General features: G+C 64.7%; 24 protein-coding genes. 10 read left to right on the top strand and 14 right to left on the bottom strand.

Annotated elements, in window-relative coordinates; translation table 11 throughout:
• Nucleotides 1-20: 20 nt before the first annotated feature.
• Nucleotides 21-737, top strand: a complete 717-nt coding sequence (locus BCV67_RS05845; protein ID WP_065868054.1) for a hypothetical protein — start codon at nucleotides 21-23, stop codon at nucleotides 735-737.
• Between the two features lie 224 nt (nucleotides 738-961).
• Here BCV67_RS05845 and BCV67_RS05840 read toward each other — a convergent pair whose 3' ends face one another.
• Nucleotides 962-1,891, bottom strand: coding sequence for a hypothetical protein (locus BCV67_RS05840; protein ID WP_062166877.1), 930 nt, complete (start codon nucleotides 1,889-1,891; stop codon nucleotides 962-964).
• Nucleotides 1,892-2,624: 733 nt separating this feature from the next.
• Between BCV67_RS05840 and BCV67_RS05835 the strand changes: the two genes are divergently transcribed.
• The 4 genes from BCV67_RS05835 (at nucleotide 2,625) to BCV67_RS05820 (ending at nucleotide 6,669) form a co-directional block, all read left to right on the top strand.
• The gene (locus tag BCV67_RS05835; RefSeq protein WP_057627201.1) at nucleotides 2,625-2,900 is read left to right on the top strand and encodes a metal/formaldehyde-sensitive transcriptional repressor; all 276 of its coding nucleotides are present in this window, start codon (nucleotides 2,625-2,627) and stop codon (nucleotides 2,898-2,900) included.
• A gap of 51 nt (nucleotides 2,901-2,951) precedes the next feature.
• Nucleotides 2,952-4,061 carry an S-(hydroxymethyl)glutathione dehydrogenase/class III alcohol dehydrogenase gene (locus BCV67_RS05830; RefSeq protein WP_062166876.1) on the top strand — a complete coding sequence of 370 codons (1,110 nt, stop codon included), beginning with the start codon at nucleotides 2,952-2,954 and terminating at the stop codon, nucleotides 4,059-4,061.
• A gap of 90 nt (nucleotides 4,062-4,151) precedes the next feature.
• Nucleotides 4,152-4,979 carry an S-formylglutathione hydrolase gene (gene fghA / locus BCV67_RS05825; protein ID WP_062166875.1) on the top strand — a complete coding sequence of 276 codons (828 nt, stop codon included), beginning with the start codon at nucleotides 4,152-4,154 and terminating at the stop codon, nucleotides 4,977-4,979.
• Nucleotides 4,980-5,238: 259 nt separating this feature from the next.
• Entirely contained in the window at nucleotides 5,239-6,669 is a 1,431-nt protein-coding gene (locus tag BCV67_RS05820) for a GGDEF domain-containing protein (protein ID WP_062166874.1), read from the top strand.
• 122 nt (nucleotides 6,670-6,791) lie between these two features.
• Here the strand turns inward: BCV67_RS05820 and BCV67_RS05815 are convergent, their stop codons facing one another.
• From BCV67_RS05815 to BCV67_RS05805, 3 genes are all read right to left on the bottom strand, one after another.
• Complete coding sequence (locus BCV67_RS05815) at nucleotides 6,792-7,466, bottom strand: ATP-binding protein (protein ID WP_062166873.1); 675 nt, start codon at nucleotides 7,464-7,466, stop codon at nucleotides 6,792-6,794.
• A 3-nt stretch (nucleotides 7,467-7,469) separates the two neighbouring features.
• Nucleotides 7,470-7,808: a hypothetical protein gene (locus BCV67_RS05810; protein WP_062166872.1), complete on the bottom strand. Its 339-nt coding sequence runs from the start codon at nucleotides 7,806-7,808 to the stop codon at nucleotides 7,470-7,472.
• 71 nt (nucleotides 7,809-7,879) lie between these two features.
• Nucleotides 7,880-8,824, bottom strand: a complete 945-nt coding sequence (locus BCV67_RS05805; RefSeq protein ID WP_062166871.1) for a DegV family protein — start codon at nucleotides 8,822-8,824, stop codon at nucleotides 7,880-7,882.
• 245 nt (nucleotides 8,825-9,069) lie between these two features.
• Here BCV67_RS05805 and BCV67_RS05800 point away from each other — a divergent pair, with 245 nt between their 5' ends.
• On the top strand, nucleotides 9,070-9,609 hold the full coding sequence (locus BCV67_RS05800) for a DUF924 family protein (RefSeq protein ID WP_062166870.1): 540 nt from the start codon (nucleotides 9,070-9,072) through the stop codon (nucleotides 9,607-9,609).
• A gap of 234 nt (nucleotides 9,610-9,843) precedes the next feature.
• Here the strand turns inward: BCV67_RS05800 and grxD are convergent, their stop codons facing one another.
• Nucleotides 9,844-10,770 (bottom strand): Grx4 family monothiol glutaredoxin, encoded by a 927-nt coding sequence (grxD, locus tag BCV67_RS05795; RefSeq protein WP_062166869.1) that lies wholly within the window; start codon nucleotides 10,768-10,770, stop codon nucleotides 9,844-9,846.
• Between the two features lie 61 nt (nucleotides 10,771-10,831).
• Here grxD and BCV67_RS05790 point away from each other — a divergent pair, with 61 nt between their 5' ends.
• Complete coding sequence (locus tag BCV67_RS05790; RefSeq protein ID WP_062166868.1) at nucleotides 10,832-11,611, top strand: polysaccharide deacetylase family protein; 780 nt, start codon at nucleotides 10,832-10,834, stop codon at nucleotides 11,609-11,611.
• 41 nt (nucleotides 11,612-11,652) lie between these two features.
• Nucleotides 11,653-12,912, top strand: coding sequence for a DEAD/DEAH box helicase (locus BCV67_RS05785; RefSeq protein ID WP_062166867.1), 1,260 nt, complete (start codon nucleotides 11,653-11,655; stop codon nucleotides 12,910-12,912).
• Between the two features lie 159 nt (nucleotides 12,913-13,071).
• On the opposite strand, the gene BCV67_RS05780 is transcribed toward BCV67_RS05785, so the two are convergent.
• From BCV67_RS05780 to BCV67_RS05765, 4 genes are all read right to left on the bottom strand, one after another.
• On the bottom strand, nucleotides 13,072-13,401 hold the full coding sequence (locus BCV67_RS05780; protein WP_062166866.1) for a DUF6172 family protein: 330 nt from the start codon (nucleotides 13,399-13,401) through the stop codon (nucleotides 13,072-13,074).
• A gap of 79 nt (nucleotides 13,402-13,480) precedes the next feature.
• Nucleotides 13,481-14,179: a class I SAM-dependent methyltransferase gene (locus BCV67_RS05775; protein ID WP_062166865.1), complete on the bottom strand. Its 699-nt coding sequence runs from the start codon at nucleotides 14,177-14,179 to the stop codon at nucleotides 13,481-13,483.
• Nucleotides 14,176-14,817, bottom strand: a complete 642-nt coding sequence (locus BCV67_RS05770; protein ID WP_062166864.1) for an SGNH/GDSL hydrolase family protein — start codon at nucleotides 14,815-14,817, stop codon at nucleotides 14,176-14,178. Before BCV67_RS05770 ends, BCV67_RS05775 begins: the two co-directional genes overlap by 4 nt.
• 9 nt (nucleotides 14,818-14,826) lie before the next feature.
• Complete coding sequence (locus BCV67_RS05765) at nucleotides 14,827-16,098, bottom strand: pyridoxal phosphate-dependent aminotransferase (protein WP_062166863.1); 1,272 nt, start codon at nucleotides 16,096-16,098, stop codon at nucleotides 14,827-14,829.
• 349 nt (nucleotides 16,099-16,447) lie between these two features.
• Between BCV67_RS05765 and rsgA the strand changes: the two genes are divergently transcribed.
• Together rsgA and BCV67_RS05755 are read left to right on the top strand one after the other, a co-directional pair.
• Complete coding sequence (rsgA, locus tag BCV67_RS05760) at nucleotides 16,448-17,545, top strand: ribosome small subunit-dependent GTPase A (protein ID WP_062166862.1); 1,098 nt, start codon at nucleotides 16,448-16,450, stop codon at nucleotides 17,543-17,545.
• 240 nt (nucleotides 17,546-17,785) lie between these two features.
• Complete coding sequence (locus BCV67_RS05755; RefSeq protein WP_428999506.1) at nucleotides 17,786-19,042, top strand: flavohemoglobin expression-modulating QEGLA motif protein; 1,257 nt, start codon at nucleotides 17,786-17,788, stop codon at nucleotides 19,040-19,042.
• Nucleotides 19,043-19,048: 6 nt separating this feature from the next.
• Here the strand turns inward: BCV67_RS05755 and BCV67_RS05750 are convergent, their stop codons facing one another.
• The 5 genes from BCV67_RS05750 to BCV67_RS05730 form a co-directional block, all read right to left on the bottom strand.
• A complete protein-coding gene (locus tag BCV67_RS05750; RefSeq protein WP_062166861.1) occupies nucleotides 19,049-20,290 on the bottom strand; it encodes an FAD-dependent oxidoreductase in 1,242 nt (413 codons plus the stop codon).
• A gap of 85 nt (nucleotides 20,291-20,375) precedes the next feature.
• Nucleotides 20,376-21,581, bottom strand: a complete 1,206-nt coding sequence (gltS, locus tag BCV67_RS05745; protein ID WP_062166860.1) for a sodium/glutamate symporter — start codon at nucleotides 21,579-21,581, stop codon at nucleotides 20,376-20,378.
• Nucleotides 21,582-22,091: 510 nt separating this feature from the next.
• Nucleotides 22,092-22,487, bottom strand: coding sequence for a RidA family protein (locus BCV67_RS05740; RefSeq protein ID WP_057627687.1), 396 nt, complete (start codon nucleotides 22,485-22,487; stop codon nucleotides 22,092-22,094).
• Nucleotides 22,488-22,520: 33 nt separating this feature from the next.
• The gene (locus tag BCV67_RS05735; protein ID WP_062166859.1) at nucleotides 22,521-23,960 is read right to left on the bottom strand and encodes an N-acyl-D-amino-acid deacylase family protein; all 1,440 of its coding nucleotides are present in this window, start codon (nucleotides 23,958-23,960) and stop codon (nucleotides 22,521-22,523) included.
• A gap of 3 nt (nucleotides 23,961-23,963) precedes the next feature.
• A complete protein-coding gene (locus tag BCV67_RS05730; RefSeq protein WP_062166858.1) occupies nucleotides 23,964-24,839 on the bottom strand; it encodes a MurR/RpiR family transcriptional regulator in 876 nt (291 codons plus the stop codon).
• Nucleotide 24,840 lies beyond the last annotated feature (1 nt).

Below are 24,840 nucleotides of genomic sequence, written 5' to 3'. Positions count from 1 at the left end.
ATAGTCCTAGGGAGCAAATCGTGGGTCATCTCAACTTTTCGAAGTATGAAATTGACGCTATAAATGCTGTCGATGCGAGTGCGTTGGATGCAGCAATTTCCCATTGCCTGGATAATCGGAACAGCCTTGCACTAAGTCCGTTCGGCCTCGATTCCTGCGGTGCCTACGTTGCCAGGAAGTTGCACGAGTTCGAGTCCGCGCTCCGGGCTTTTGCTGTATCCAAAGCGCCGAAGAAGACAGAATCGACAGGGGCCTCGGCCTACCAGGCAGGCAGTTCCCTAAGCTCAGCGTTTCGACGTACGCGAGAGGCCCTTGAGAAGGAAGTTCAAGATGGAGAGCTCTTTCGCGTATTTGACGATGTGATCGTGCCGATGAACCTCAGGGCTAGCATGTCTGTCTGCGTCAGCTTTCGGTGGAGGGCTGACGCCCGCGATGCTTGGGTCGACGGATCTATCAAATTCACTCACACCGTTGTGCCCAGAACGGACTACCTGCATCCATCTTCAAAGCGGAAGCCCAGTGCCGCAGTCGAGAACAGAGAACATCAGGATAAACTCTATGCGGAGTGGGACCACCTGAAGAGATTGGCGTTGTGGAGCGTTCGGGACTTCTTCCGAAGTGGCGGGACCGCTGATGATGTGCCCGCGGTCTTTCCGGTTGTCCTAGATAGCTACAGTAGACAGCTCAATAACTACAGTGCGAACTTCTGGCGGCACACTGCCGAGCGTGACGCCTAAGGGGCGGTTAACTGCGAAAGCAGCTACCTTACTCATGAACTGACGGAGCAGCTATCAAGACGAGCTACGCAATGATTCGGGCTCTACAGGCGATCATGACGTTGAATTAGCTTTCCCTCCATACGCTATACAGCGACATAAGCACCCCAAGCTGCGCGGTAAGCGCAGCTTGGGGCCCGGATAGGCGGCACAGGGCCACGGTCCGGCTTAGAATCACCGCTCAGTCAGTGCGGCCATCCGTCGTAACGTACTCCGTCGAAGAAATCCGGCCCCACGTTGAACTGCAGCGTCCCGTGTTCCCGCATGATTCTGGTTGCGACCTCAGGGCTTGCGTAGTCGGTGAAGTCGATCAGATAGCCGTAGATCATTTCGCCACTACTGCCATCAAGAGGCATTTCGTCCACGTCCTGTAAGTTGTCGACTTCATCAACGCTCCAGCCAAGAAGCTCAGCGATGACCTCGGCCCTAGTGCGAACCGGCGGTTCGCCGTAATCATCATCGTCGTAGTCCCAAGGTGTCCTCGCAACTACGTTCGTTATTACGTACTCAAACGCACTGTAGCAGCGCTTCCCCAGCCGTTCGACAGTGAGGGAGAGCCGGAAATCAATCGTCGTGCCTGTGTAAGGACGTTCGGTATCCAGATTAAGGCTCACATAGCCGGTGATGTGGCTCGAAAGAGACTCGCCCACTTGGATCTGATCAAGATCAATTTGCAGATCGAAGTAGACTTCACCCAGGCCGTCGTGATTGAGCTGTGCCATCTCGCCAATGACGCGGCCGTTGTTCTCTACCAGTTGCGTGATCTGGACCCGGATGTAGTCATCGAGATCACTGTAGGAGTGGTGCAGTACGACTCCTGCTAGGCGGTCTGCGAATGCGTTGGCCAGAAAGTGCGACAGCTGATCGATGTCGCACTCAACACCAAGCTCGGTTGCACGTTGAGTCAGACTTGCTCGGTCAAGCACGATGTGCCGAACTTGGTTGAAGTTTTCGGGCTCTTCGTCGGACGCCTTGGCAGCCTGGCAGGAGGCGAGCGTCTTGTAACCGAATGCTGCGACCAAAAGCTGCTGTGCATGTCCATGCTGGATGGTCTTGCCAGAGACTCCGCTATGAGAGCGGAACGAACGGGTAATGTCGGAAAGGCCAATATTCACGCGATTTCTCCGTGGTGATGCGCTGGACCAATCGAGCGATTACTTGGCCGGCGCCCAGGGATATCGGGTGATGGCTGGAGTGGATGACCCATTTGCAGATGATGCCGTCCGGTTGGAGCCGCTCGAAGCTCAGGCCGACGAAGCCTTGGAGGCAATAGTGCTCCCAACGACCGATCCGTGCAAGTCGAGTCCGCCTATAACCGAGCCAACAGCGGCGCGTTAGCGCCGGGGCTGTAGGCCTGGAAATTCGGCTCAAGTGGCTGTCGTGTGGCGAGGCCGGCGAGGGGCGCTGATGCGATAGCTCTGCCGGATGTTCCCGATTTCTCAGCAAGCAGGGGTGTGATACACGCGTGCAAGGCATCATTTTGGGGAGCTCCGGTACTGAGTCCAGTCATAGGAGTTGGTGGCTACCTTATCCGTGACGTCTGGGCCGGCCAGATGCTGATCATCCAGAACGATGCATGTCGGCCAGAGAGTCGTAGGTGGCCGCTACTGGTCGGAAGCGGTCGGTGGTGGTATGGCGACAGAGGTTTGCGGACCGTTCAGCCGATTGAACCTGCTTCCGATGCCTAGGCCGTTGGAGACTGCATCAGCCATAGTCTGTACAAGTCAAATTAGCCATAGTCTGTACATGAGGCACAGACTATGGCTATCCGTACACACGAGGCGGGCAGTTGGCAAATGCCGGCGCGGGCAAATATACTATCCCCCAGTACAGGATACGGGCGCAGCCATGCCGCATTCCCCCGAAGAGAAAAAGAAGGTCCTGGCTCGGGTCAAGCGCATCCGTGGCCAGTGCGATGCGCTGGAGCGTGCCTTGGAGGCCGGTGCCGATTGCAATCCGGTGCTGCAGCAGATCGCGGCCATCCGTGGTGCGGTCAACGGGCTGATGTCCGAGGTGATGGAAGCCCACCTGCGTGAGGAGTTCGGCCAGCCTGCGCGCTCCGACGCGCAGCGCGCCACCCGCGTTGCCGAGATGTCCAGCCTGATCCGTTCCTATCTCAAATAATTCCGGTCGGCGCGTTGCGCCGTCCTTCGTCATTCCCGCAGGAGAAACCACATGAAATCACGTGCCGCCGTTGCCTTTGGTCCGGGCCAGCCTTTGCAGATCGTCGAGATCGATGTCGCACCGCCGAAGGCAGGCGAAGTGCTGGTCAAGATCACCCATACCGGTGTCTGCCATACCGATGCCTTCACCTTGTCCGGTGATGATCCGGAAGGCCTGTTCCCGTGTGTGCTCGGCCATGAAGGCGCCGGCATCGTGGTGGAAGTGGGCGAGGGCGTCACCTCGGTGAAGGCGGGCGATCACGTGATTCCGCTGTATACCGCCGAGTGCGGTGAGTGCCTGTTCTGCAAGAGCGGCAAGACCAATCTGTGTACGTCGGTGCGCGCTACCCAAGGCAAGGGCGTGATGCCGGATGGCACCAGCCGCTTCTCGTACAACGGCGAGCCGATCTATCACTACATGGGCTGCTCGACCTTCTCCGAGTACACCGTGGTGGCTGAAGTCTCGCTGGCAAAGGTGAACCCGGAAGCCAACCCCGAACACGTCTGCCTGTTGGGTTGTGGCGTCACCACCGGTATTGGCGCCGTGCACAACACCGCCAAGGTGGCCGAGGGCGACAGCGTTGCGGTGTTCGGTCTGGGCGGTATTGGCCTGGCGGTCATCCAGGGCGCGCGCCAGGCCAAGGCCGGCCGCATCATCGCCATCGACACCAACCCGTCCAAGTTTGAGCTGGCCAGGCAGTTTGGTGCCACCGACTGCGTCAATCCCAAGGACCACGACAAGCCGATCCAGCAGGTCGTCGTTGAAATGACCGGTTGGGGTGTGGACCACAGCTTTGAGTGCATCGGCAACACCAATGTGATGCGCGCGGCGCTGGAATGCGCGCACCGTGGTTGGGGCCAGAGCGTGATCATCGGCGTTGCCGGCGCGGGTCAGGAAATCTCGACGCGTCCGTTCCAGTTGGTGACCGGTCGCAAGTGGATGGGCACGGCGTTCGGCGGTGTGAAGGGCCGTAGCCAGCTGCCGGGCATGGTGGAAGATGCGATGAAGGGTGACATCGAACTGGCGCCGTTCGTTACCCATACGATGGAACTGGACAAGATCAACGAGGCCTTCGACCTGATGCACGAAGGCAAGTCGATCCGTTCGGTCATCCATTACTGAAACCGCGTTGTGGGAGCGGCGTAAGCCGCGAAGTTCACACACCATCAGTCGCACCAGATCCAGCAACCCAGCAACCAAGGATTCCAACCCATGCAACGACTCGAACACCGCGCCTGCTTCGGCGGCTGGCAGGACGTGTACCGGCACGACTCCAAGGTGCTGGGCTGCGAGATGACGGTCGGCGTCTACCTGCCGCCGCAGGCCGAGCACGGCCAGTGCCCGGTGCTGTATTGGCTTAGTGGCCTGACCTGCACCGAGCAGAACTTCATCACCAAGGCCGGTGCACAGCGTTATGCGGCCGAGCACGGCATCATCCTAGTGGCGCCGGATACCAGCCCGCGTGGTGAGTCCGTTGCCGATGCCGAGGGCTATGACCTGGGCAAGGGCGCCGGCTTCTACCTCAATGCCACGCGCGAGCCGTGGGCGCGGCACTACCGCATGTACGACTACATCGTTGATGAGTTGCCGGCATGGGTGGAGGCCAATGTCCCGGCGAGCGCGGTGCGGGCGATCAGCGGGCATTCGATGGGTGGGCACGGTGCGCTGACCATTGCCTTGAAGAACCCGGGCCGCTATCGCAGCGTGTCGGCGTTCTCGCCGATCGTGGCGCCGTCGCAGGTGGGCTGGGGGAAGAAGGCGTTTGCCGCTTACCTGGGCGAGGATCGCGAGGTCTGGAAGGCGTATGACGCCACTGAGCTGGTCGCCAGTGCGCAGGAGAAACTGCCGTTGTTGATCGATCAGGGCGGTGCGGATGAATTCCTGCAGAACCAGTTGCGCCCGGAGCTGTTGCAGGCCGCGTGCGAAGCAGCCGGGCATCCGCTGCAGCTGCGCATGCAGCCGGGATACGACCACAGTTATTACTTCATCAGCAGCTTCATCGGCGATCACATCGCGCACCATACCGAGGCGATGCGCTGAGTTGATTTATGTAGAGCCGAGCCATGCTCGGCTTGGGCTTTGTCGGTGGAGCTTCTGCCGAGCATGGCTCGGCGCTAACGGGCTTTGCTGGTAGAGCCTCTGCCGAGCATGGCTCGGCACTACAGGGCGGTCTCGACAGCGCGCTGTCCTGCACAGGCGGAAGTACATCTGCCTGGTCATGCAGGGCGGGGTCTGGGTCACGTTGTGGCCGCGTCGCCCGCGCTATCTTCCCGATACCGCTTTGGCGATAGGGGAATGCATGCCGCGGGTGCTGGCGCTGCTGTTTCTGCTCTGTCACGGGCTGGTCCTGGCGTTGGGGGCTGGCCCGGCCGGTGTTGGCTCGTTTGTTTTCCTGGTGGCGGCGCCCTTGCTGGCCGGCGCTGCTTGCCTGCGCCGGGCGCGTCGCGGTCGGGTGGCCTTGGATTGGTATGCGATAGCGCTGTCGATGCTGTTATGGGCTGGCGGCATGGCCATCAATCTGGTCGATGCCCTGGGGGCCGCCCGTGCCGACCTGACCCCGCGCGCCAGCCTGCTGCTGTATGTGCTGTATGCCGTGCCACTGGTATTCATTCTTGCCCGTGCGCGCCATGAACGGCCGAGCATCAGCCTGATTGATGCGTCCATGGCGGCGCTGCTGGGCGTGCTGTTCTTCGTGCATACCGGCTATTTCGCCAACCGCATTGACGCCGACACCGCGGCGATGTCGAACGTGCGCTACATGTTCGACATCCAGAACCTGTGCATCGCGTTGTTTGCGCTGGTGCGTTGGCTGGCCACGGATACCGCGGAGCGCCGCAACCTGTTCCGCGTGCTGGCACTGTATGCGCTGGCCTATCTGCTCAGTGCCGGTTACATCAATCACGTTGCATCGCAGGATTCGTTTGGCGCGTACAACGACCTGCTGATTGATCTGCCCTTCCTGTTGCTGGGGGTGCTTGCGCTGCGCCCGGCACCGCATGCCCGGTTCCTGCCGAGCCCGCGCCTGGCGCGGTTGGTGCAGGCGGGCGGACCTATCATCCTGCCGCTGTTGTTGCTGGTGGTTGGCACCCTGGTGGTGGACCATGCGCGTCCGCTGGCGGTGGCCGGGTTCGTGGTTGCCACGCTGGGGTTCGGCCTGCGCAGTACGTTGTTGCAGGCCGACCTGCTGGAGCGGCAGGCGGCGCTGGACCAGCTGGCGCGCAAGGACGCGCTGACCGGTGTGGCAAACCGCCGTCAGTTCGATACGGTGCTGCAGGCCGAATGGAACCGCATGCGCCGCAGCGGCGCCGGGCTGGGCCTGCTGCTGGTCGATATCGATCACTTCAAGGCGTTCAACGATGCGCACGGCCACCCGGCCGGTGATCGCTGCCTGCAGGCGGTTGCGGCGGCCCTGCAGGCGAATGTACGGCGCGCAGGGGACAGCCTGGCGCGCTATGGCGGCGAGGAGTTCGCGGTGATCGTGGCCGACAGTACGCTGGACGATACGGTTCTGCTTGCCGAAACCCTGCGGGCGGCGGTGGAAACACTGGCGCTGCCAGAGGGGACGATCACCATCAGCATTGGCGCGTCCTTCCTGCAAAACCCGGGCATGGCCGATATCGGCAAGCTGCTGGCCGAGGCGGATACCGCGTTGTATGCGGCCAAGCATGCGGGCCGCAACCGTGTTGCTGTGCGCACGGCGCTGGTAGCGCCTGGCGCTGCCGTGCCGTGATCCGGTCGGAGTTGGGGGGGCGTGCGCTGTACTTGCCGATAGGCAAGCGATGAGGGCGAACGCATTGGAGCTCGCCTTGGCGGTTCAGCGTCAGGCATCGCACCTGTCGGCGCAGCGCAAAATCAGCCCAGCGCGAAATCGGTGTAGGCGTAGCGGCCCTCACGCAACACGGTGTCACCTTTGTGCAGCGGCAACGGGTTGCGGAACATCGGCCCGGCGCTGACGCAGGTGTGGAATTCGCCGTTCTCGCCACAGGCATCAACGGCGGCGGGGAGCTGGTCGAGCAGCCTGTTGTCGAAGGCATGCCCGGCAAAACCTGCATCCAGTTGCTGGCTGTCCACGCAGCACAGCTGGGCCTGCAGGCCTGCGGCGATCATCTGCTGGGCAAGTGCGGCGGTATCGCGGCCGAACAGCGGAAACAGCGTATGCCAGCCCTGTGCTGCGTATTGTTGTTCGCGCCATGCGCGGATGTCCTGCAGCAGCAGGTCGCCGAAAGCGATGGTGGCCAAGCCGGGCCAGCGTCGCTGCGCCTGGTCCAGGGCGCTGCGCATGCGCTGCAGATAGATCGCGTTGTCGCAGGCCTGCGGTATCCAGGCTTCCAGCAACGGCACGCCGACAGCGGCGGCCTGGGCCTGCAACACCTCATGGCGCACCCCCTGCATCGAGGAACGCTCGTAACCTTCAGTCAGGGTGCTCAACAGCGCGACAACCTCCAGGTCATCGCGCTGCTGCAGTTCGTACAGCGCCCAGGCGGCGTCTTTGCCGCCGCTCCAGGACAGCAGAACCGGTGTGGTCATTGCTCAGCGCACGTCGCGCAGTTCCCAGTTGGTGCCAGCCAGCCAGCGCATGCGCTGCTTGAACAGATCGCCCGACAGGGTGGTGCTGGCGACAAGGTTGATACGCAGGTCGGCTTGTTCGCCGATCACGGTGGCCTGCGGATCGGTGGCGCCCAGACCCGGGTCCACGTCGTCCGGCTCGTCTTGGGTAGCCTTCCAGCGCTCGAACAGCTCCGGCGTGCGCAGGGCGGTCTGCAGCTGCTCGGCGAAGGCGTCGGCGCCGCTGGCGGTGAACGACAGGCGCGGATCATTGCCGCGTGCCTTGGCAGGGTCGGGGAGCGAGATGGAATAGTGCACTGTCATAGGGGCCTCCTTGATGGGCTGTCAGCCTAGCGCTTCAGGCGTGGTGATATTGTCCACGCCGCTCTGGGGTGTCAGTTGCCGAAACTGTGCGGGCCATCGGCAAAGCCAACGGTCACCGCGCCCTTGCCGACATTGACCATGCCGGTCAGGCTCATCACCGCCTCCATCAGTGCTACGCCGTGCTGGCTGCAGGTGTCGTGCAGTTGCTGGTAGCCGGGCAGGGCGCGCAGTTCGTCGAGAGGGCCGCCGTAGCTGACACACACCACCGGCGTGATCAGGCCGTTGCGGACACGCTTGCCGACGAAGCCGAACAGTGTCTGCACAGCATTGTCGAAGCCTTTGATCTTGGCCACCGGTTCGGTATTGCCGCGGTAGCCGTGCAGCACCGGCTTGATGTCCAGCGCGCTGCCCAGGGCCGCGCTGAACAGGCCGACGCTGCGGTCGCCCTTGTGGCGGGCGCGGGCGCGCATGTAATACAGGTCGCGGGTGACCATATAGCCGTGCACGTTGCTGGCCACCTGCTCCAGGCGTTCGCGCATCTGCGGCACGGTGGCGCCGCTGTCGCGCAGGCGCACCGCTTCCACCGCGCTCACCGCCTGCGCGGCGAACAGGTTCTGGGTGTCGATGACGCGCAGGCTGAAGGGCGAGTTGTGGCCGGCGGCCTGCCGGATCGGCTTGTACTCGTTGAGGATGCTGTAGCCAGCCTGCACCGCGTTGTCATGCAGGGGGCTGCGGGTACGGGTGATGGTCAGGCAGAACACCTGGTCGAAATCGCTAACCAGGCGGCTCAGGAACAGATCACGGATCTGCTCGGCGCTATAGGGGATGGTCTCTGCCTCGGCGCTCTGGTCACTCAGCGGGCCTTGCAGGAAAGCCAGGGTGGCTGCTTCGTCACGATCATCCGGCAGCAGGGTGTCGCCAATCCTTACGGCGATGGGCAGCAGCACGATGTTGTTGCGCTGCAGATAGCCTGCGGGCAGGTCACAGGCTGAGTCGACCACAATTCCAATGCGCATGCGGTTGTATCCCCCTGGGGTGCAACAGTGTCGAAAGATCAGAACCCTATCGCAATTTCGGTGGTCCGGAGCTGGTTTCTGCGGACATCTTCGCAATATAGGTCATCTTTTTTCACGATTCGCTCATTTCCTCCAAGGCGGCTGGCTATTAAGCTACTGCCCAGCAACTGCGGCCAGCTCCCCGGGTGCGACGGCATGGGTGGGAGTTCACCGCCTGACGGTAGGTGGTGAGCCAGGAATCAGTAATGGAAACGGCAAGTACGGTGGTTGAGTTCTGGCGCGCGGCGGGTCCGCAGCGTTGGTTCGAGCGTGACGAGGCATTTGATGCGCAGTTCCGGGACCGTTTCCTGGGGCTGCACTATCAAGCCGCCCGTCGTGCCTGCGAAAGCTGGCTGGAAAACGCCGAAGGCGCGCTGGCACTGCAGATCCTGCTGGACCAGTTCCCGCGCAACTGCTTCCGCGGCACCGCGCACTCTTACGCTACCGATGGGCTGGCGCGGCATTACGCCACCCGCACCATCGAGGAAGGCTGGGACCGGGAATTGCCGCTCAAGCTGCGGGCTTTCATCTACCTGCCGTTCGAGCACTCCGAAGACCCGCACGACCAGGATCGCGCGGTGGCGATGTTCGAAGTGCTGGGCGATCTGGAATACCTGAAGTACGCCGAGCTGCATCGCGATGTGATCCGCCGCTTCGGCCGTTTCCCGCACCGCAATGCGGTGCTTGGGCGCATCCCGACCGCGGAAGAACTGCACTTCCTTGCCGAAGGCGGATTTGCTGGCTGAGTGCTGCGATTTGCGCGCCTGGTGTTTGTCTGTAGGAGCGGCGTGAGCCGCGACTCTGGTATTGCTTGAAGCCAGCACAACGCTGATATCTGATGATCAGCGTGCTTCGCGGCTGACGCTGCTCCTACAAGAAATTCGAGGCAAAAACGCTGGCATCGCGTTCGTGCGACTCAGATACCCAAATGAAAAACGCCGGCGATGCCGGCGTTTTTTTACTGCTGCAACGTAGCCCGATCAGTACTTGGGCACGCTGTTGTCCACGTTTTCCGACCAGGCATCAATGCCGCCGGTGACGTTGAACACATTGGTGAAGCCCAATGCCAGGAACTGTGCTGCAGCCTGTGCGCTGCGGCCGCCACGGTGGCACATGAAGGCCAGCGGCGTGTCCTTGGGCAGGGCTTCGAGCTTGGCGCGGTTGTCACCGTCGAAGGTTTCGAACTTGCCGTTGATCGCGGCGATGGCGCGCTCATCCGCCGGGCGCACATCCACCAGGGTGATGGCACCGGCGCGCAGCTGGTCGTCGGCGCTGCGCACGTCCAGTTCCTGCACCGGCTTGGGCGCATTCGGGTTGTTGATCGCCAGGCCCTGGCCACGGATGTCGTCGACCCAATCGATGGTGATGCCGTCGGCGCGACGTGCGCTGGCGCTGTCGAACTGCACGCGCAGGCCGTTGGACTCGGCGGCGATGGCGTTGTCGTCGCGCGGGGCCAGCTGGAAGTTCGGCTGGAAGCTGGCGTCGATGCTCAGCTGCAGGGCGGCGCCGGGGGCGTCAGCCAGTGCGCCCTTGAGCATTTCAACCGCCGCCGGGGTGACGGTGATCGACGGCGGGGTGCGGTCGGGTGCGGCCAGGCCGAGCAGGCTGCTCAGTTCGCCGCTGCTGGCCATCTGCAGGATGATGTCGCTGCCTCCGATCAGCTCGCCGTCCACGTACAGCTGCGGAATGGTCGGCCAGTCGCCGTAGGCCTTGATGCCTTCACGGATTTCCTGGTCGGCCAGCACGTTGACGTGGCCGAACTGCACGCCGAGGTCCTGCAGCGCGCCAACGGCCTTGGCCGAGAAGCCGCACTGCGGCATGGTCGGCTGGCCCTTCATGAACAGAACGACGCGGTCGGCGCCAAGGATGGATTCAATGCGCGAACGCAGGGCGGGGTCCAGGGACATCGTGTGCTCGTTATAAGTGGTCGTAGACCGGGTAATTCTACGCTGCGTGGCATCATGGGGCATGACTGCCCCGGAAACCCTGCATCGCATTCCCGTACACCCCTGGCGCTGGCTACCCTGGCTGCTGATCTCGCAAGTGCTGGTGGCGCTGCTGTGGTGGCGGCTGGGCTGGATGTGGGGCCTGCCGGCGCTGCTGTTCAGCCACGCGCTGTTCATCGTGCCGATCTTCCTGCCCAACAGCCGTTTCTACGCGCCGGTGATCAGCCGCGCGCCGGGCCGGGACGTGTGGCTGACCATCGACGATGGCCCCTCCGAGGAAACCCTGGCGGTGCTGGACCTGCTCGACCGGCACGGTGCCCAGGCCACGTTTTTCATGGTGGGCGAGCGGGCGCAGGCGCGCCCGGAGCTGGTGCGCGAGGTGTTGCAGCGTGGCCATGATCTCGGCAACCACAGCCATTCACATCCGCAGGCACGCTTCTGGGCGCTGGGCCCGGCGCAGATGGCGCGGGAAATAGGCCAATGCCAGCAGACGCTGGCGGCCATCGCCGGTGCGCCGCCGCGCTGGTACCGCTCGGTGGTGGGCATGACCAATCCTTTTGTGGGGCCGGCCCTCAAGCGCCACGGCCTGGCGCGGATCGGCTGGAGCGCGCGTGGCTACGACGGCGTGGACTGCACGCCGGAGGGCGTGGTGGCGCGGATTGCGCCGGATCTGGGACCGGGTGCCATCGTCCTGCTGCACGAAGGTGCCGCCCATGGCCACAACCTGGCCATCATCGAGGCGGTGCTGCAGCAGTTGCAGGCCCGTGGCCTGCGCGCCCGCCTGCCTCAGCCAACAGCGTAGACTCGCCTCCCCGCCATTGCGCGGCGTTCTGGACCTGCACCATGCCTTTCTCCCAACTCGGCCTGTCTCCCTACGTGCTGCCTGCGCTGCAGCAAGCCCTGCAGCAGGCTGGCTATCTGGCGCCGACACCGATCCAGCAGCAGGCCGTGCCGTTGTTGCTGAAAGGGTGTGATGTGGTGGCGCTTGCGCCTACCGGTTCGGGTAAAACCGCGGCTTATGTGCTGCCGGCCTTGCAGCGTTTCTTCCTGGCAACGCCGCGCAAACCCCGCTTGCTGACCCAACTGGTGCTGGTGCCAACCCGCGAACTGGCGCTGCAGGTGAGCGATGTGTTCACCACTCTGGGCCGCGCGCTGCCACGACGGCCGCACCTGGTCTGCGCGGTAGGCGGGGTGTCGATCAATCCGCAGATGATGTCGCTGCGTGGCGGTGCCGACATCGTCGTGGCCACGCCGGGGCGCTTGCTGGATCTGCTGGCGCATAACGCGCTGACCTTGCGCGACGTGCAACTGCTGGTACTGGACGAAGCCGACCGCCTGCTGGAACTGGGTTTCGGCGACGAGCTGCGGCAGATACTGGCGCAGGTGCCGGCGCGCCGGCAGACCGCCTTGTTCTCGGCCACGTTTGCGGCCGATATCCAGGCTTTGGCGGCGGCTGGCCTGCGTGAGCCGCAGCGTGTGGAAATCGGCGAGCAGTCGGCGCCGGACATCGAACAGCGCGTCATCCACGTCGACAGCGCCCGGCGTGCCGAGTTGCTGCTGTCCTTGCTGGAAGACCCGCAGTGGCAACAGGTGCTGGTGTTTGTCGGCAGCATCCGCGACGGTGATCGCTTGGCCCGCCTGCTGCGCAAGGCCGATATCAATGCGCAGGCCCTGCATGGCGAACTATCGCAGGGCCGCCGTTTCCGCATGCTGCAGGATTTCAAGGATGGCGAAGTGCGGGTGCTGGTCGCGACCGACCTGGCGGCGCGCGGCATCGACATCACGCGCCTGCCGGTGGTGGTGAACTACGACCTGCCGCGTGCGCTGGCCGATTACCTGCACCGCATCGGCCGTACCGGGCGGGCCGGGGAAAAGGGCTTGGCGGTGAGTTTTGTCGATTCGGCCGCAATGCCGCATTGGCGTCTGATCTGCAAACGCCATGGGCTGGACAGTGCCACGGAAGTACTTGCGGGCTTCGAGCCGACGCAGGCCGCACCGGCAGCCACGGTGGTGGCGGATGACAACGGTGGCATCAAGGGCCGCCGGCCCAGCAAGAAGGACCGTGCGCGAGCAGCTGCGGCGGCAGAGAAAGCCGGACCCTGACAGAGCCACAGCCTGCGCCGCCGCATTTGGTAGAGCCGAGCCATGCTCGGCTGAGGCGTTACCGGGAAAACCTCACCTGTAGAGCCGAGCCATGCTCGGCTGGGGCATTACCAGGAAAGCTTCTGCCGAGCATGGCTCGGCACTACCGTGCTTCGGCGATCAATCTTCGAAATCGGTTTCCGAGGACGGGGCCGGCTCGGCTGCCGGGCGCGGGGTGCGCTTGGCCGACTTGCTGACCACTTCGACGTAGAACTGGGTGTTGCCGGCCGCCACCAACGCGTCAATGGCGCGGAACAGCTCGTCATAGGCCACCGGCTTGGCGGAGGCTTCGTCCACGCCCAGCTTGCTGTCAAAACCCCAGGTATCGGCGCCGGCCGGCAGGGCCTTGCCGCGCTCACGCTTGGTGTACTTGCGGATGTCGTGCTTGCTGGCTTCCAGCAGACGGTCGGGGTGCTTGCCTTCGATGGCGAGGCTGTAGGTCTTCTTCACGGGAATCTCGTTGCTGCGCCAGCCCGGTTGGGCCGGCAGGGAATGGCGCCATTATCGGCGCAAAAGGCTGGACCGTGCTTCAACCGCGGTGGGCGACCAGCAGCCAGTTATTGAACGGGGTGTTGCCATACAGCGGGCGCAGGCTGACGTGCAGGCCACACTGCTGCAGCAGAGCGCGCAGGGATTCGGCATCCGGGTAGTGGCGGGGCCGGAACTGCATCCAGCCGATCAGGTTGGCCGCGCGGTCGCCAATGCGCGAAATACGCCCGCGGCGGCTGGTATCGGCCAAGGCCATGCGCATGACCAGCCGGCCATCGCCCTCAAGCATCGCCGCTGCGTTGCGCAGCAGTGCCTGCTGGGCCTCGGCGTTCAGATACTGCAATACATCGAGGATGGCGACACTGCCACGGTGGGTGGGCAGGGTGGTGGCCAGGTCCATGACCTCGAAACTGCTGGCGGCCAGCCCGGCACGGGCCGCGACCTTGCCGGCGCGGGCAATCTTGGCCGCGTCATTGTCGACCCCGCGGTAGGGCATGGCCTGGCCGTCATGGCGCAGGGCATGCGCCAGCAGGCCCAGTCCGCAGCCCATGTCCAGCACGGGCGCGCTGCTGCCACGCAGGGCGTCGAGCACCCCGGGGTAGAGCGGGTCGCTGCGCAGTTTGGCAAGCGTGTAGCAGTAGTCCCAGCGGTTGCCCCAGGGCCGTGATGGGGCGAACGCGCCTGCGATGGCACGTGCGGCATCCTTGGGAAGGGCCTGGTTGTTCGCGCCCGCCGTCACGCGGCCGGGGCCGCCAGCAGCAGTGCCGCGGCGGTAGGCAGTGCCGCCTGCATCCAGCGCTGGTACATCAGCGCCGAAAGGTGCAGGCCATCTTCGGCCAGCATCCTTGCGTCCTGTCCGTTGTCGCGGCTGATCGGGGTGATGTCGACGAAGGCCACGCCGTAGTCGCCGCAGCAGGCCTGCGCGGCGGCGTTGAAGTCGTCGATTTCGCGGGCCACCTGGGCCGCATCGCGACCGTGCTGCTGCGCGTACGGGGTGAAGCCCCAGTCCGGTGTGGACAGCACCAGCACCCGGCGCGGGTCTTCGCCGGCCAGCGCAATCGCGCGCTGCAACAGCTGTTCGAACTGCTGGCGGTATTCGGCCAGCGGGCGCCCGCGGTATTGGTTGTTCACCCCGATCAGCAGGCTCACCAGCGCATACGGCCCCTGCGGGGCTTCGGCGTCGATGGCAGCCGCCAGTTCGTCGGTGGTCCAGCCGGTGGTGGCGATGACCTGCGGGTCATCGAGAGCGATGCCCTGCGCACGCAGCGCCGAAGCCAGCTGGAACGGCCAGCTGCCGGCCTGCGGCACGCCTTCGCCGATGGTGTAGGAGTCGCCCAGTGCCAGATAGGACGGGGAGGTGGCTGCGGTTTCGCTCATCAAGGCCGATCAGCCCACCGCGCTGCGTGGCTTGAGCTGCACCACTTTGGTGACCGCTTCCGCACGCCGGCTCAGCAGCTTGTCGATGCGGCCGAACACCTCGCGCATCACGCTGGCCTCGGGCAGCAAGGTGACGCGGAAGTGGTTGCGATAAGGCACGTTGAAGCTCGAACCCGGCACCACCAGCACGCCTTCTTCTTCCATCAGCTGCAGGGCGAAGTCGTGGTCATCAAAGCCCTGTGCGGCCGGGCCGATCACCGCCGGGAATGCGTACAGCGCGCCGGCCGGTGCTACCAGTGACAGGTGCTCGCTGGCCTCGCAGGCCTCGATCACCGCACGGCGGGTTTCGTAGAGGCGGCCGCCAGGGCTGCACAGTTCGGAAATGGTGTCCGGGCCGCTGACAGCGGCTTCGATCGCGTACTGGCCGGGCACGTTGGCGCACAGGCGCAGTGCGCTGAGCAGATCCAGTGCGGCGCGGAATTCACCCAGCTGCTCGCCTGCACCGGACAGCAGCATCCAGCCCACGCGCCAACCGCAGGCGCGGTGCACCTTGCTCAGGCCGCTGAAGGTGAGGCAAGGATGGTCGCCGGCCAATGGAGCGACCGGCTGGAACTGGGCACCGTCGTAGAGGATCTGGTCGTAGATTTCGTCCACCAGCAGCAACAGGTTGTGCTTGCGGGCGATGGCGACGATTTTTTCCAGCAGCTCGCGCGGGTAGCTGGCGCCGGCCGGGTTGTTCGGGTTGATCAGCACGATGGCGCGGGTGCGCGAGGACACCAGCGCTTCCATCTCCACCGGGTCGGGCAGGAAGCCGTTTTCCGGGCGGCAGCGGTAATACACCGGGCGGCCGTCGTTGAGGATGGTGGCTGCCGACCACAGCGGATAGTCCGGCGAGGGGATCAGTACTTCGTCGCCCGGGTTGAGCAGGGCACGCAGCGACAGATCGATCAGCTCGGACACGCCGTTGCCCAGGAACACACGGTCCGCCACCGCATCGGGTGCGCCACGACGGGCATAGGCGGCGGCGATGGCTTCACGCGCCACCGGCAGGCCCTGCTGATGGGTATAGGGATCCGTGCGGCCCATGTCATCGGCGATGGCGTGCTGCAGGTGAGCCGGCGCACGGAAGCCGAATGCGCCGGGGTTGCCGATGTTGAGCTTGATCAGCTTGTGGCCCTGGGCCTCCAGCTCCCGCGCTCGTCGGGCCAGTTCACCACGGATCTCGTAGCGGACTTCAGACAGGCGTTCACGGGTGGCTAGCGGTTTGACAGGGCTTGACATTTTCTCAGGGCCATCAAGGGCATGGACTTGGCATGGTAGCCGAATTGTTGCGCTGCGGGGCGGGGCTTGGGAGTCGGTTCAGGGGAATCCGGATTGGGCTTTGGTTACAGGTAAAAGCAAGTGCTGAAACGAGGGTCAAGGGCACCTGTCCGCAACCCTCCCTTGCCCGCGGCAAAGGGAGGGAGCCAAGCATCCCTCCCCAACCCTTGCAGCGAGGGGAGGGAGCTCAGCCCCCTCCCTTGCGCGCAGCGCAGGGGAGGGCCGGGAAGGGTGCTCTCGCTCTGCTTTGGTTCAGGCCCTGACAACGCCACATTCCCGGCGGCAAGCCCTACCCCGGTAGAATCGGGCAATGACAGATTCCATCGATTTCGATTCGCTGCGTTATATCGGCTGGCCCTGGCCTGGTGCCCCCGAGGATCCGGCCTGGCAGGCGGCCTTTGCGGAGCACCCGCAGGCGCGGCCTGGGCGGGTGATCGAGCAGCACCGTTCCGGCTATGTGGTGGCCGACGCGCCCGAGGCCAGCCTCAAGACCGAGTCGCCACCGGAATGGCAGCGTCCGCGCTTCCCCAGCCACGAACGTGCCGCGGTAGGCGACTGGGTGCTACTGGAAGGCAAGCGCATCGTCGCGCTGCTGCCACGACATACCTCGATCAAGCGCGGCGCCGCAGGTGAGCACTATCACCAGCAGGTGATCGCGGCCAACATCGATACGGTGTTCATCGTCTGTGGGCTGGATGCGGACTTCAACCCGCGCCGCATCGAACGCTATCTGCTGCTGGTAGGCGGCGGTGGCGCGTCACCGGTGGTGGTGCTGACCAAGGCCGACCAGACCGACTACAGCGAAGATGCACTGGCGGTGCTGGAAGACCTGGCCGCGCAGCAGATTCCATTGCTGGCGATCAACGGCAAGGATCCGGAAAGTGTTTCCGCCCTGCTGCCGTGGCTGGGCCCAGGCAATACGGTGGTGCTGGTGGGTTCCTCCGGTGCCGGCAAATCCACCTTGACCAACACGTTGTTGGGCGAGGACCGGATGAAGACCAATGAAGTGCGCGGCAATGATTCGCGCGGCCGCCATACCACCACCCATCGCGCGCTGATGCCGTTGCCCTACGGTGCCTGCCTGATCGATACCCCGGGCATGCGGGAGCTCAAGCCCACCGGCGAGGAAACGCTTTCCGAGGGCGGGTTTGCCGATATCGAAGAACTCACCACGCAGTGCAAATTCCGCAACTGCTCGCATCACAGCGAACCTGGGTGTGCGGTGCAGGAAGCCATCGAACGCGGCGACATCGATGAAACCCGGCTGGAGAGTTACCTCAAACTGCGCGAGGAAGTCGCGCTGGCCGCCGCCAAGCTGGCGCAGCGCCAGGCCGAACAGGCCACCGAACGCAAGCACACTGGGCGCGGTGCGCAGTGGCGGCCGATCAATAAGGGCAAACGGCGCTGAGGCTGTGGCCGCTTTTGCTTCTACTCCCTCCCTTTTGCATGGCAAAGGGGGTGAAGAAGGCTGCTTGCGCGCCACTGGCGCGCGGCCTGATGAACGACCGAAGGCCATGCCTTCGGGCCGGGCGGGTTGGGGAGGGGTAAGCTGTTCGCAGCATTGATGCGGTTGTGGCTTCGCGGCTTACGCCGCTCCTACAAAGAGCGCGATCGCTGCGCTCAATGACGTGATTTGAACGAGGCAGGCATGGGCACGGCTGATATGCACAATGATCCGGCCATCGGCCACCACGCCGCGCTCGATGCGCGCATGGTGGCGGCGGTGCGCGGCGTCCGCCTGCTGGGGCTGACCAGTTGGCCGGCGACCACCCAGGCGCCGTTCCTCGACAGCGTCGCACGTGGCAAACCGCTGCTGCCGCAGGTGCAGTACCCGAAACAGGATTTCAGCGATACGCGGCGCGAACTGGCCGCGATCATGGCCGCGGCCGATACCTCGCATCCACTCGGCGTCTACGTGCACGACTCGGCGCACAGCTGGGACCTGGCCGCAGGCTTGCTGGAAGCCCTGGGCACGCGTGCGGTGGATACCTATTCGGCGCAGTTGTTTGGCGTGCCGGAGCAGCCCATGCCCGGCAATGGCCCGACCACCCGCGATGCCGCCCGCCATTTCATCCAGATCGCCGAGGAACTCGACCACGAACTGCTGGCGCCGGAAGAACAGGTGCCGGTGTCGGCCACCGCGCTGCAGCTGATGCTGCAGAGTGACCTGGATGATTTCTTCGACGGGCGCCTGATCACGGTGGAACTGGACCGCGAACTGATCGCCAAGGCCGCCGCTGGCGCCACCCGCATCCGCCTGCGCACCAGCGCCACGTTCAGTGCCTACGACCGCGCCCAGCTGTACCACCATGAGGCGCTGGTGCATTCGCTGACCGCCCTCAATGGGCGCGAGCAGACCCTGCTGCCCAGTCTTGCATTGGCCTCGCCGCGTATCACCGCCACCCAGGAAGGCCTGGCCACCTTCGCCGAGCAGATCACCGGCAGCATCGACATCCAGCGGCTGAAGCGCATCAGCCTGCGTATCGAGGCGATCGCGATGGCGCGCGACGGTGCCGATTTCATCGAGATCTTCAATTTCTTCCGTGCTGCCGGGCAGACCGCCGAGGAAAGCTTCTCCTCGGCCCAGCGCGTGTTCCGTGGCGTGCCGACCAGTGGCGGTGCCGCCTTCACCAAGGACACCGTCTACCTGCGCGGATTGGTCTCGGTGCACACCTTCTTCCGGCAGATGCTGCGCGATGAAAAGCTGCAGACCTGTCGTTGGCTGTTTGCCGGCAAGATGACCCTGGGCGATGCGGTGGCGCTGACGCCGTTGTTCGACGCTGGCGTGCTGGCGCCGCCACGCTGGTTGCCGCAGTGGATCCATCGCGCCAATGGTCTGGCCGGCGCGTTGGCGTTCTCGCTGTTCGCCAACCGTATCCGCATGGACCAGATCAGCGACACCTGAGAGCGTTCAGGGCGTGTCGAGCAGTTGCCGCACCACGCGCTCGCCACTGCCCATCGCCAGCGTCCAGCCGAGCATGCCGTGGCCGATGTTGCAGGCCAGGCCATCGCCAAGCGTGCGGATGATGGGTGACGTCCACGGCGTGACCGGGCGCAGCCCGGCCCAGCTGCTTTCGATGTGATCGTAGTCGGCTGCCTCGGGCAGCGAGGCGCGCGCCTGCGCGATCAGGGTGGCAAGCCGCGCCGGCTCTGGTGCGGGATCCCAGTCATTGAGGTCGGCCAGCCCTGCAACGCGGATACGGCTGCCCAGGCGGCAGAACACCAGCTTGCGCTTGGTATCGGTGAGGCTGACTCTGGGTGCGTTGGCGCCCAGCGGCGCGGTGAAGGAATAGCCCTTGATTGCCATCAGCGGCATGCGCTGACGTAGTGGCTTGAGCAGCACAACGCTGTCGATGCCGGCACAGACCACCACGCGCGCCGCCTGCACGCTGCGGCCATCGCGGGCCTGCAGCTGCCAGCGTCCATCGGCATGGCGCAACGACTGCGTGTCGAAGCCGAACCACGCCTGCAGGCCATAGTCCTGTTGCAGCACCTGCAGCAGGCCCTGACTGAAACGGTAGGGGTCGCCGGCTTCCTCGTCGGGTGAGTAGACCGCGCCGCCCAGCCACGGCGCGCCAGCGAGCGCCGGTTCGATGGCGCGAGCTTCGTCGGCATCCACCAGCCGTTGCTGCACGCCACTTGTGCGCTTGAGTGCGATCATCGCCGCTGCGCCCTGCATCGCCTCGGCCGAGGGGTACAGGTGCAGCTTGCCGGAGACCTGATGATCGAAATCGATGGGATGCTGTTGCAGCAGGGCCTGCATGGCTGAGCGCGATTCCAGCGCCAGTTGCAGCGTGGCCAGGGTATTGCGATGCAGGCCGCCGCTACTGGCCTGGCGCAGGAACGCCAGCCCCCAGCGCAGGAAATCCGGGTCCGCCGACCAGCGCGTGCGGAAGGGACCGTTACGGCCGAAGGCCATCTCCGGCAGCTGTGCCCAGGTGGCGGGGCCGGCCATGGCGTCGGTGTAGGCGTAGCTGAGCTGTGCGCCATTGGCGAACGAGGTGCCCAATGCCGGGCCGGTATTGCGATCCAGCAGCAGCACCGAGCGGCCCCGCTTCGCTGCGGCATACGCCGTGGCCAGGCCCACCACGCCAGCGCCAATGACGATGAGGTCATGGCCAGAAGAAACCGGGGGCACAGCGTTGGGGGTCATCAGCGGAGCAGCATGGGGCAGGTGAGCCGCCATTGTCGCGCCAACCCGCGCGCAAGGCACGGGTATGGCGCACGGAACCGGCCGATCAGTGCGGCCAGAAGTTGAGGAAGCCGGTGATGATCAGGGCGTTGATGAAGTCGATGAAGAACGCGCCGACCAGCGGTGCCACCAGGAAGGCGCGCGGCGCCGGCCCATAGCGCTGGGCCAGGCGGCGCATCACCGCCATCGCATTGGCGGTGGTGCCGAGCATGAAGCCAATGAAGCCGCCGCCCATCACCGCCGCGTCGTAGTCGCGTCCCATCAGCCAGTAGATCGGCACCGCGAACAGCGCCACCACCGTCACCTGGATGATCAGGTTGACCAGCAGCGGGAAGCCCATGCCGGCCAGTTCCCAGAGTTTGAGATCCATCAGCGCGATGGCCAGGAACAGCGCCAGGCAGATATTGCCGATCAGGTCGGTAGTGGGCACCGACAGTTTGATCCAGCCGGTGTAGTCGTCGATGTTGCGGATCACCGCGCCCACCAGCATCGCGCCGATATAGGTCGGCAGGGTCAGGCCCAGGCCTTCAAAACCCTTGCCCACCCAGACGCCGAGCCACATCGCCATCAGCAGCACGACGATGCTCTTGAGTGCATCGAACTCGCGTGCGGATTCGCTGGGGTAACGCACGGTGACGGCTTCGTCCTCGCCAAGCTGCGCGCCGGTCGCTTTCTGGCTGGGATGGGCCACCTTGAAGCGCTGCATCAGCACGGTGATCACCGGGCCGCCGACCAGGCCGCCACAGATGATGCCGGCCATTGCTGCGGTCACTGCCAGGCTTTCCGCGCCGACCAGGCCGGCCTGCTCGAAATGGCCAGCAAAGGCCAGGCCGGTTGCCGGGCCACCGGTCAGCGTGGCCGAGCCGGCCAGCACACCGAACATTGGATTCAGGCCGAACAGCTTGGCCACGCTGATGCCGATCAGGTTCTGCAGCACCGCGAACAGGCTACCGATCAGCAGGAACAACATCACCTGCTTGCCGCTGACCCGTAGTAACCGCACGCTGGCATTGATGCCCAGGGTGGTGAAGAAGGCCACCATCAAGGGCGTCTTCAGCGTGGTATCCAGCGTGAACAGGGTGGTCTGCTGACCATGCGCCCACCACACCGCCAGTGCTACCAGCAGGCCGCCAACCACCGGCTCGGGCAGGTTGTAGCGGCGGAAGAACGGAATGGCGCGGCACAATGCGTAGCCGGCAAACAGGGTCAGGCCGGCAAAGGCGACTGTCTGTACTGCGTCAAGTTGGATCATCAGGGCGGGGACCTTACACCAGCGAAAGGCGAACTTTGTCGTTCCCTCGGCACAATAGCAACCGGGCCTATTGGCACTGGCCGGGGTTTCAGGGGGCGCTTGCTCGCCCGAATGTGGTGCCGAGCCATGTTCGGTTGCCGCATCACCTGTAGTGCCGAGCCATGCTCGGCAAGGGCTTTCCAAGCGGGCTGTAGTGCCGAGCCATGCTCGGCAAGGGGCCTTTCCGGCAAAGCCCGAGCATGGCTCGGCACTACAGTTTGGGTCTTGCGGTAAAGCCTCTGCCGAGCATGGCTCGGCACTACGGTTTGGGTCTTGCGGTAAGGCCCCTGCCGAGCATGGCTCGGCACTACGGTTTGGGTCTTGCGGTAAGGCCCCTGCCGAGCATGGCTCGGCACTACAGTTTGGGTCTTGTGGTAAAGCCTCTGCCGAGCATGGCTCGGCACTACCGTTTGGGGCTTGCGGTAAAGCCCCTGCCGAGCATGGCTCGGCACTACAGGTGATGGCCTGGGATCAGCGCTGCGGGCGCTTGTAGGCCACGCAGTCCACTTCCACCTTGCAGTCCACCACCATGCGGCTTTCGACGCAGGCGCGGGCGGGTGGGTTTTCGCCGAAGTAATGCTTGAACACGCCGTTGAAGGCGTAGAAATCGCGCGCGTCGTCCAGCCAGACGCCGCAGCGCACCACATGCTCCGGGCCGTAGCCGGCCTCGGCCAGGATCGCCAGCACGTTGCCGATGACCACATGCGATTGTTCGGTCACGGTGCCGGCCACCAGTTCGCCGTCGCGCATCGGCACCTGCCCGGACACGAACAGCCAGCCATCGGCTTCGACCGCGCGCGAGAACGGCATGTGCTGTTTGCCCTGGCCAACGCCACCTTCGGCGCCGTAGCGTTTGATGTCACTCATCGGTATTCCTCTTCATGGATGCTGCGGTATCAGTCAGGCGGTCGGTGCCGGCTCGGGCCGCACGAAGCGGCCGGCGCGGGCAACAACGCGGCTGCCGTCATAGCTCAGGCAGCCGTTGACCCAGACCGCGTTGATGCCTTCGGCGGCGCGGATCGGATCGTGGAAGCTGGCGGTGTCGCGTACCCGGCCCGGATCGAACAGCACCAGGTCGGCGCACCAGCCCGCACGGATGAAGCCGCGCGCGCCCATCGCGAAACGCGAGGCCGGCAGGCCGGTCATCTTGTGCACGGCGGTGTGCAGTGGGAACAGCTGTTGATCGCGCGCGTAGTGGCCCAGCACACGCGGGAAGGTGCCCCACAAGCGTGGGTGCGGGCGTGGATCGCGCGGCAGGCCATCGGAGCCGATCATGGTCAGCGGGTGGCTCAGGATGCGGCGCACATCGGCCTCGTCCATGCCGTGGTAGACCGCGCCGGCCGGTTGCAGGCGGATGGCGGCTTCCATCAGCGTGACCTTCCAGTCGGCGGCGATCTCGGCCAGCAGGCGGCCGCCCTGGTCGGGTGCGGGCTCGGACCAGGTGATCAGGATGTCGTAGGCCTCGGTGACCTGCTTCAGGTCCAGGGTCGAGGCGCTGGCCGCATACGGGTAGCAGTCGCAGGCCACATCCTGGCTGGCCGAGGCGGCGTGCAGGCAATCCAGCACTTCGCCGCTGCGGCCCCAGTTGTCCACGCCGGCACACTTCAGGTGTGAAACACGCACCGCTGCCTGCGGCGCACGTGCAGCGTGGAAGGCTTCTTCCATCGCATCGAGGATGCCGCCGAATTCGTCGCGCAGGTGGGTGGCATACAGGCCGTTGCGCGGCAGTTCCTCGGCCAGCGCATCCACCTCGGTGGACGGTGCGGCATGCGCCGAGGCATAGGCCAGGCCGCTGCTCAGGCCCAGCGCGCCTTGCGTGAGGCTGTCGCGCAGCTGTGCACGCATCGCGCTGATTTCCTCACCCGTGGCGGCGCGATCCAGGCTATCCATATGGTTCTGCCGCAGCGCGGTATGCCCGACCAGCGCCGCAACATTCACGGCCGGGCCCGCCTGTTCGACCGCGTTGCGGTAGCTGGCGAAATCCGCATAGCGGAAATCCCCTGCATCACCGAGCAGGTTCATTGGATCCGGTACCTGGTCGCGGATCTGCACCGGACTGGCACTGATGCCGCAGTTGCCGACCACCACCGTGGTCACACCCTGTGACAGCTTGCTGAGCATGTCCGGGTTGCGGATCACTTCCAGGTCATCGTGGGTATGCACATCGATGAAACCCGGCGCCAACGCCAGGCCCTGCGCATCGACGACAGTTGCCGCCGTCGCTGCGCCGAGCTGGCCTATCGCGGTGATGCGGCCGCCATCGATGGCGACGTCGCCGGCCACTGCGGGTTGGTCGCTGCCATCGAAGATCAGCGCATTGCGGATCAGAAGATCATGCATGGATCAATCACCCAGCGGCAGGCGCGAGTCACCGCCGCGGTGGCGGTCCAGCGCCAGCTTGATGCGGCGCAGGTGTTCATGGTTGGCGTTGGCGTCGTTGAGTGCGGTGGTGGTGGCAAGCACGTCGATCGCCAGCATCATCGCGTAGCGCGAAGCCGAGGGCTTGAACACGAAGTCGGTTTCCTCGATCTGGATAGGCAGCAGCCAGTCGCTGCGCTCGGCCAAGGCGGTGTTGGCCTGGGTGATGGCGCCGATGCGGGCGCCGTAGGTGCGGGCGATATCCACTGCCGAGACGATTTCCGGGGTGATGCCGCTGACCGACAACACCAGCACCAGATCCTGCGGGCCCAGCGTGGCGCCGATGATCTTCATCATCAATGCATCGCTGCAGGCCGATACCGGCCGGCCGAAGCGCACGAAGCGGCTCTGCAGTTCCTGCGCGAATACGGTGGAACAGCCGCCCAGTCCGAAGATATGGATCATCCGCGCCTGGCAGACCGCCTCGGCCAGCGCCTGCACCACGTCTTCCTTCAGGTTGGCGATGTTGTGGCGCAGGCTTTCCTGGATGTCGTCGCAGATCTGCGCGTACAGCGCCGATACCGGCGGTGCGTTCTGCTGTTCCAGAAAACGCTTGCCTACCGCACTGGCCGAGGCCAGCCGCGCGCGCAGCTCGCGCACGTGCTCGCAGCCCAGGGCCTTGGCAAAGCGCGAGATGGCGGCGGCACTGACTTCGGCGCGTTCGGCCAGTTCACTGACCCCGTACTGCGCGGCGGCATCCACGTCGGCGAGGATGGCCGCGGCGATGCGCGCTTCCACCGGGCTGAATTCATGCTGGCGCTGGCGCAGCTCATAGACGATATCGAACGTATTCTGCGACATG

Source organism: Stenotrophomonas nitritireducens (genome assembly GCF_001700965.1).
In the GTDB taxonomy this organism is placed as follows: domain Bacteria; phylum Pseudomonadota; class Gammaproteobacteria; order Xanthomonadales; family Xanthomonadaceae; genus Stenotrophomonas; species Stenotrophomonas nitritireducens_A.
The sequence above is the reverse complement of the archived record's forward strand: the minus strand, read 5'-3'. Positions and strand labels throughout refer to the sequence as shown.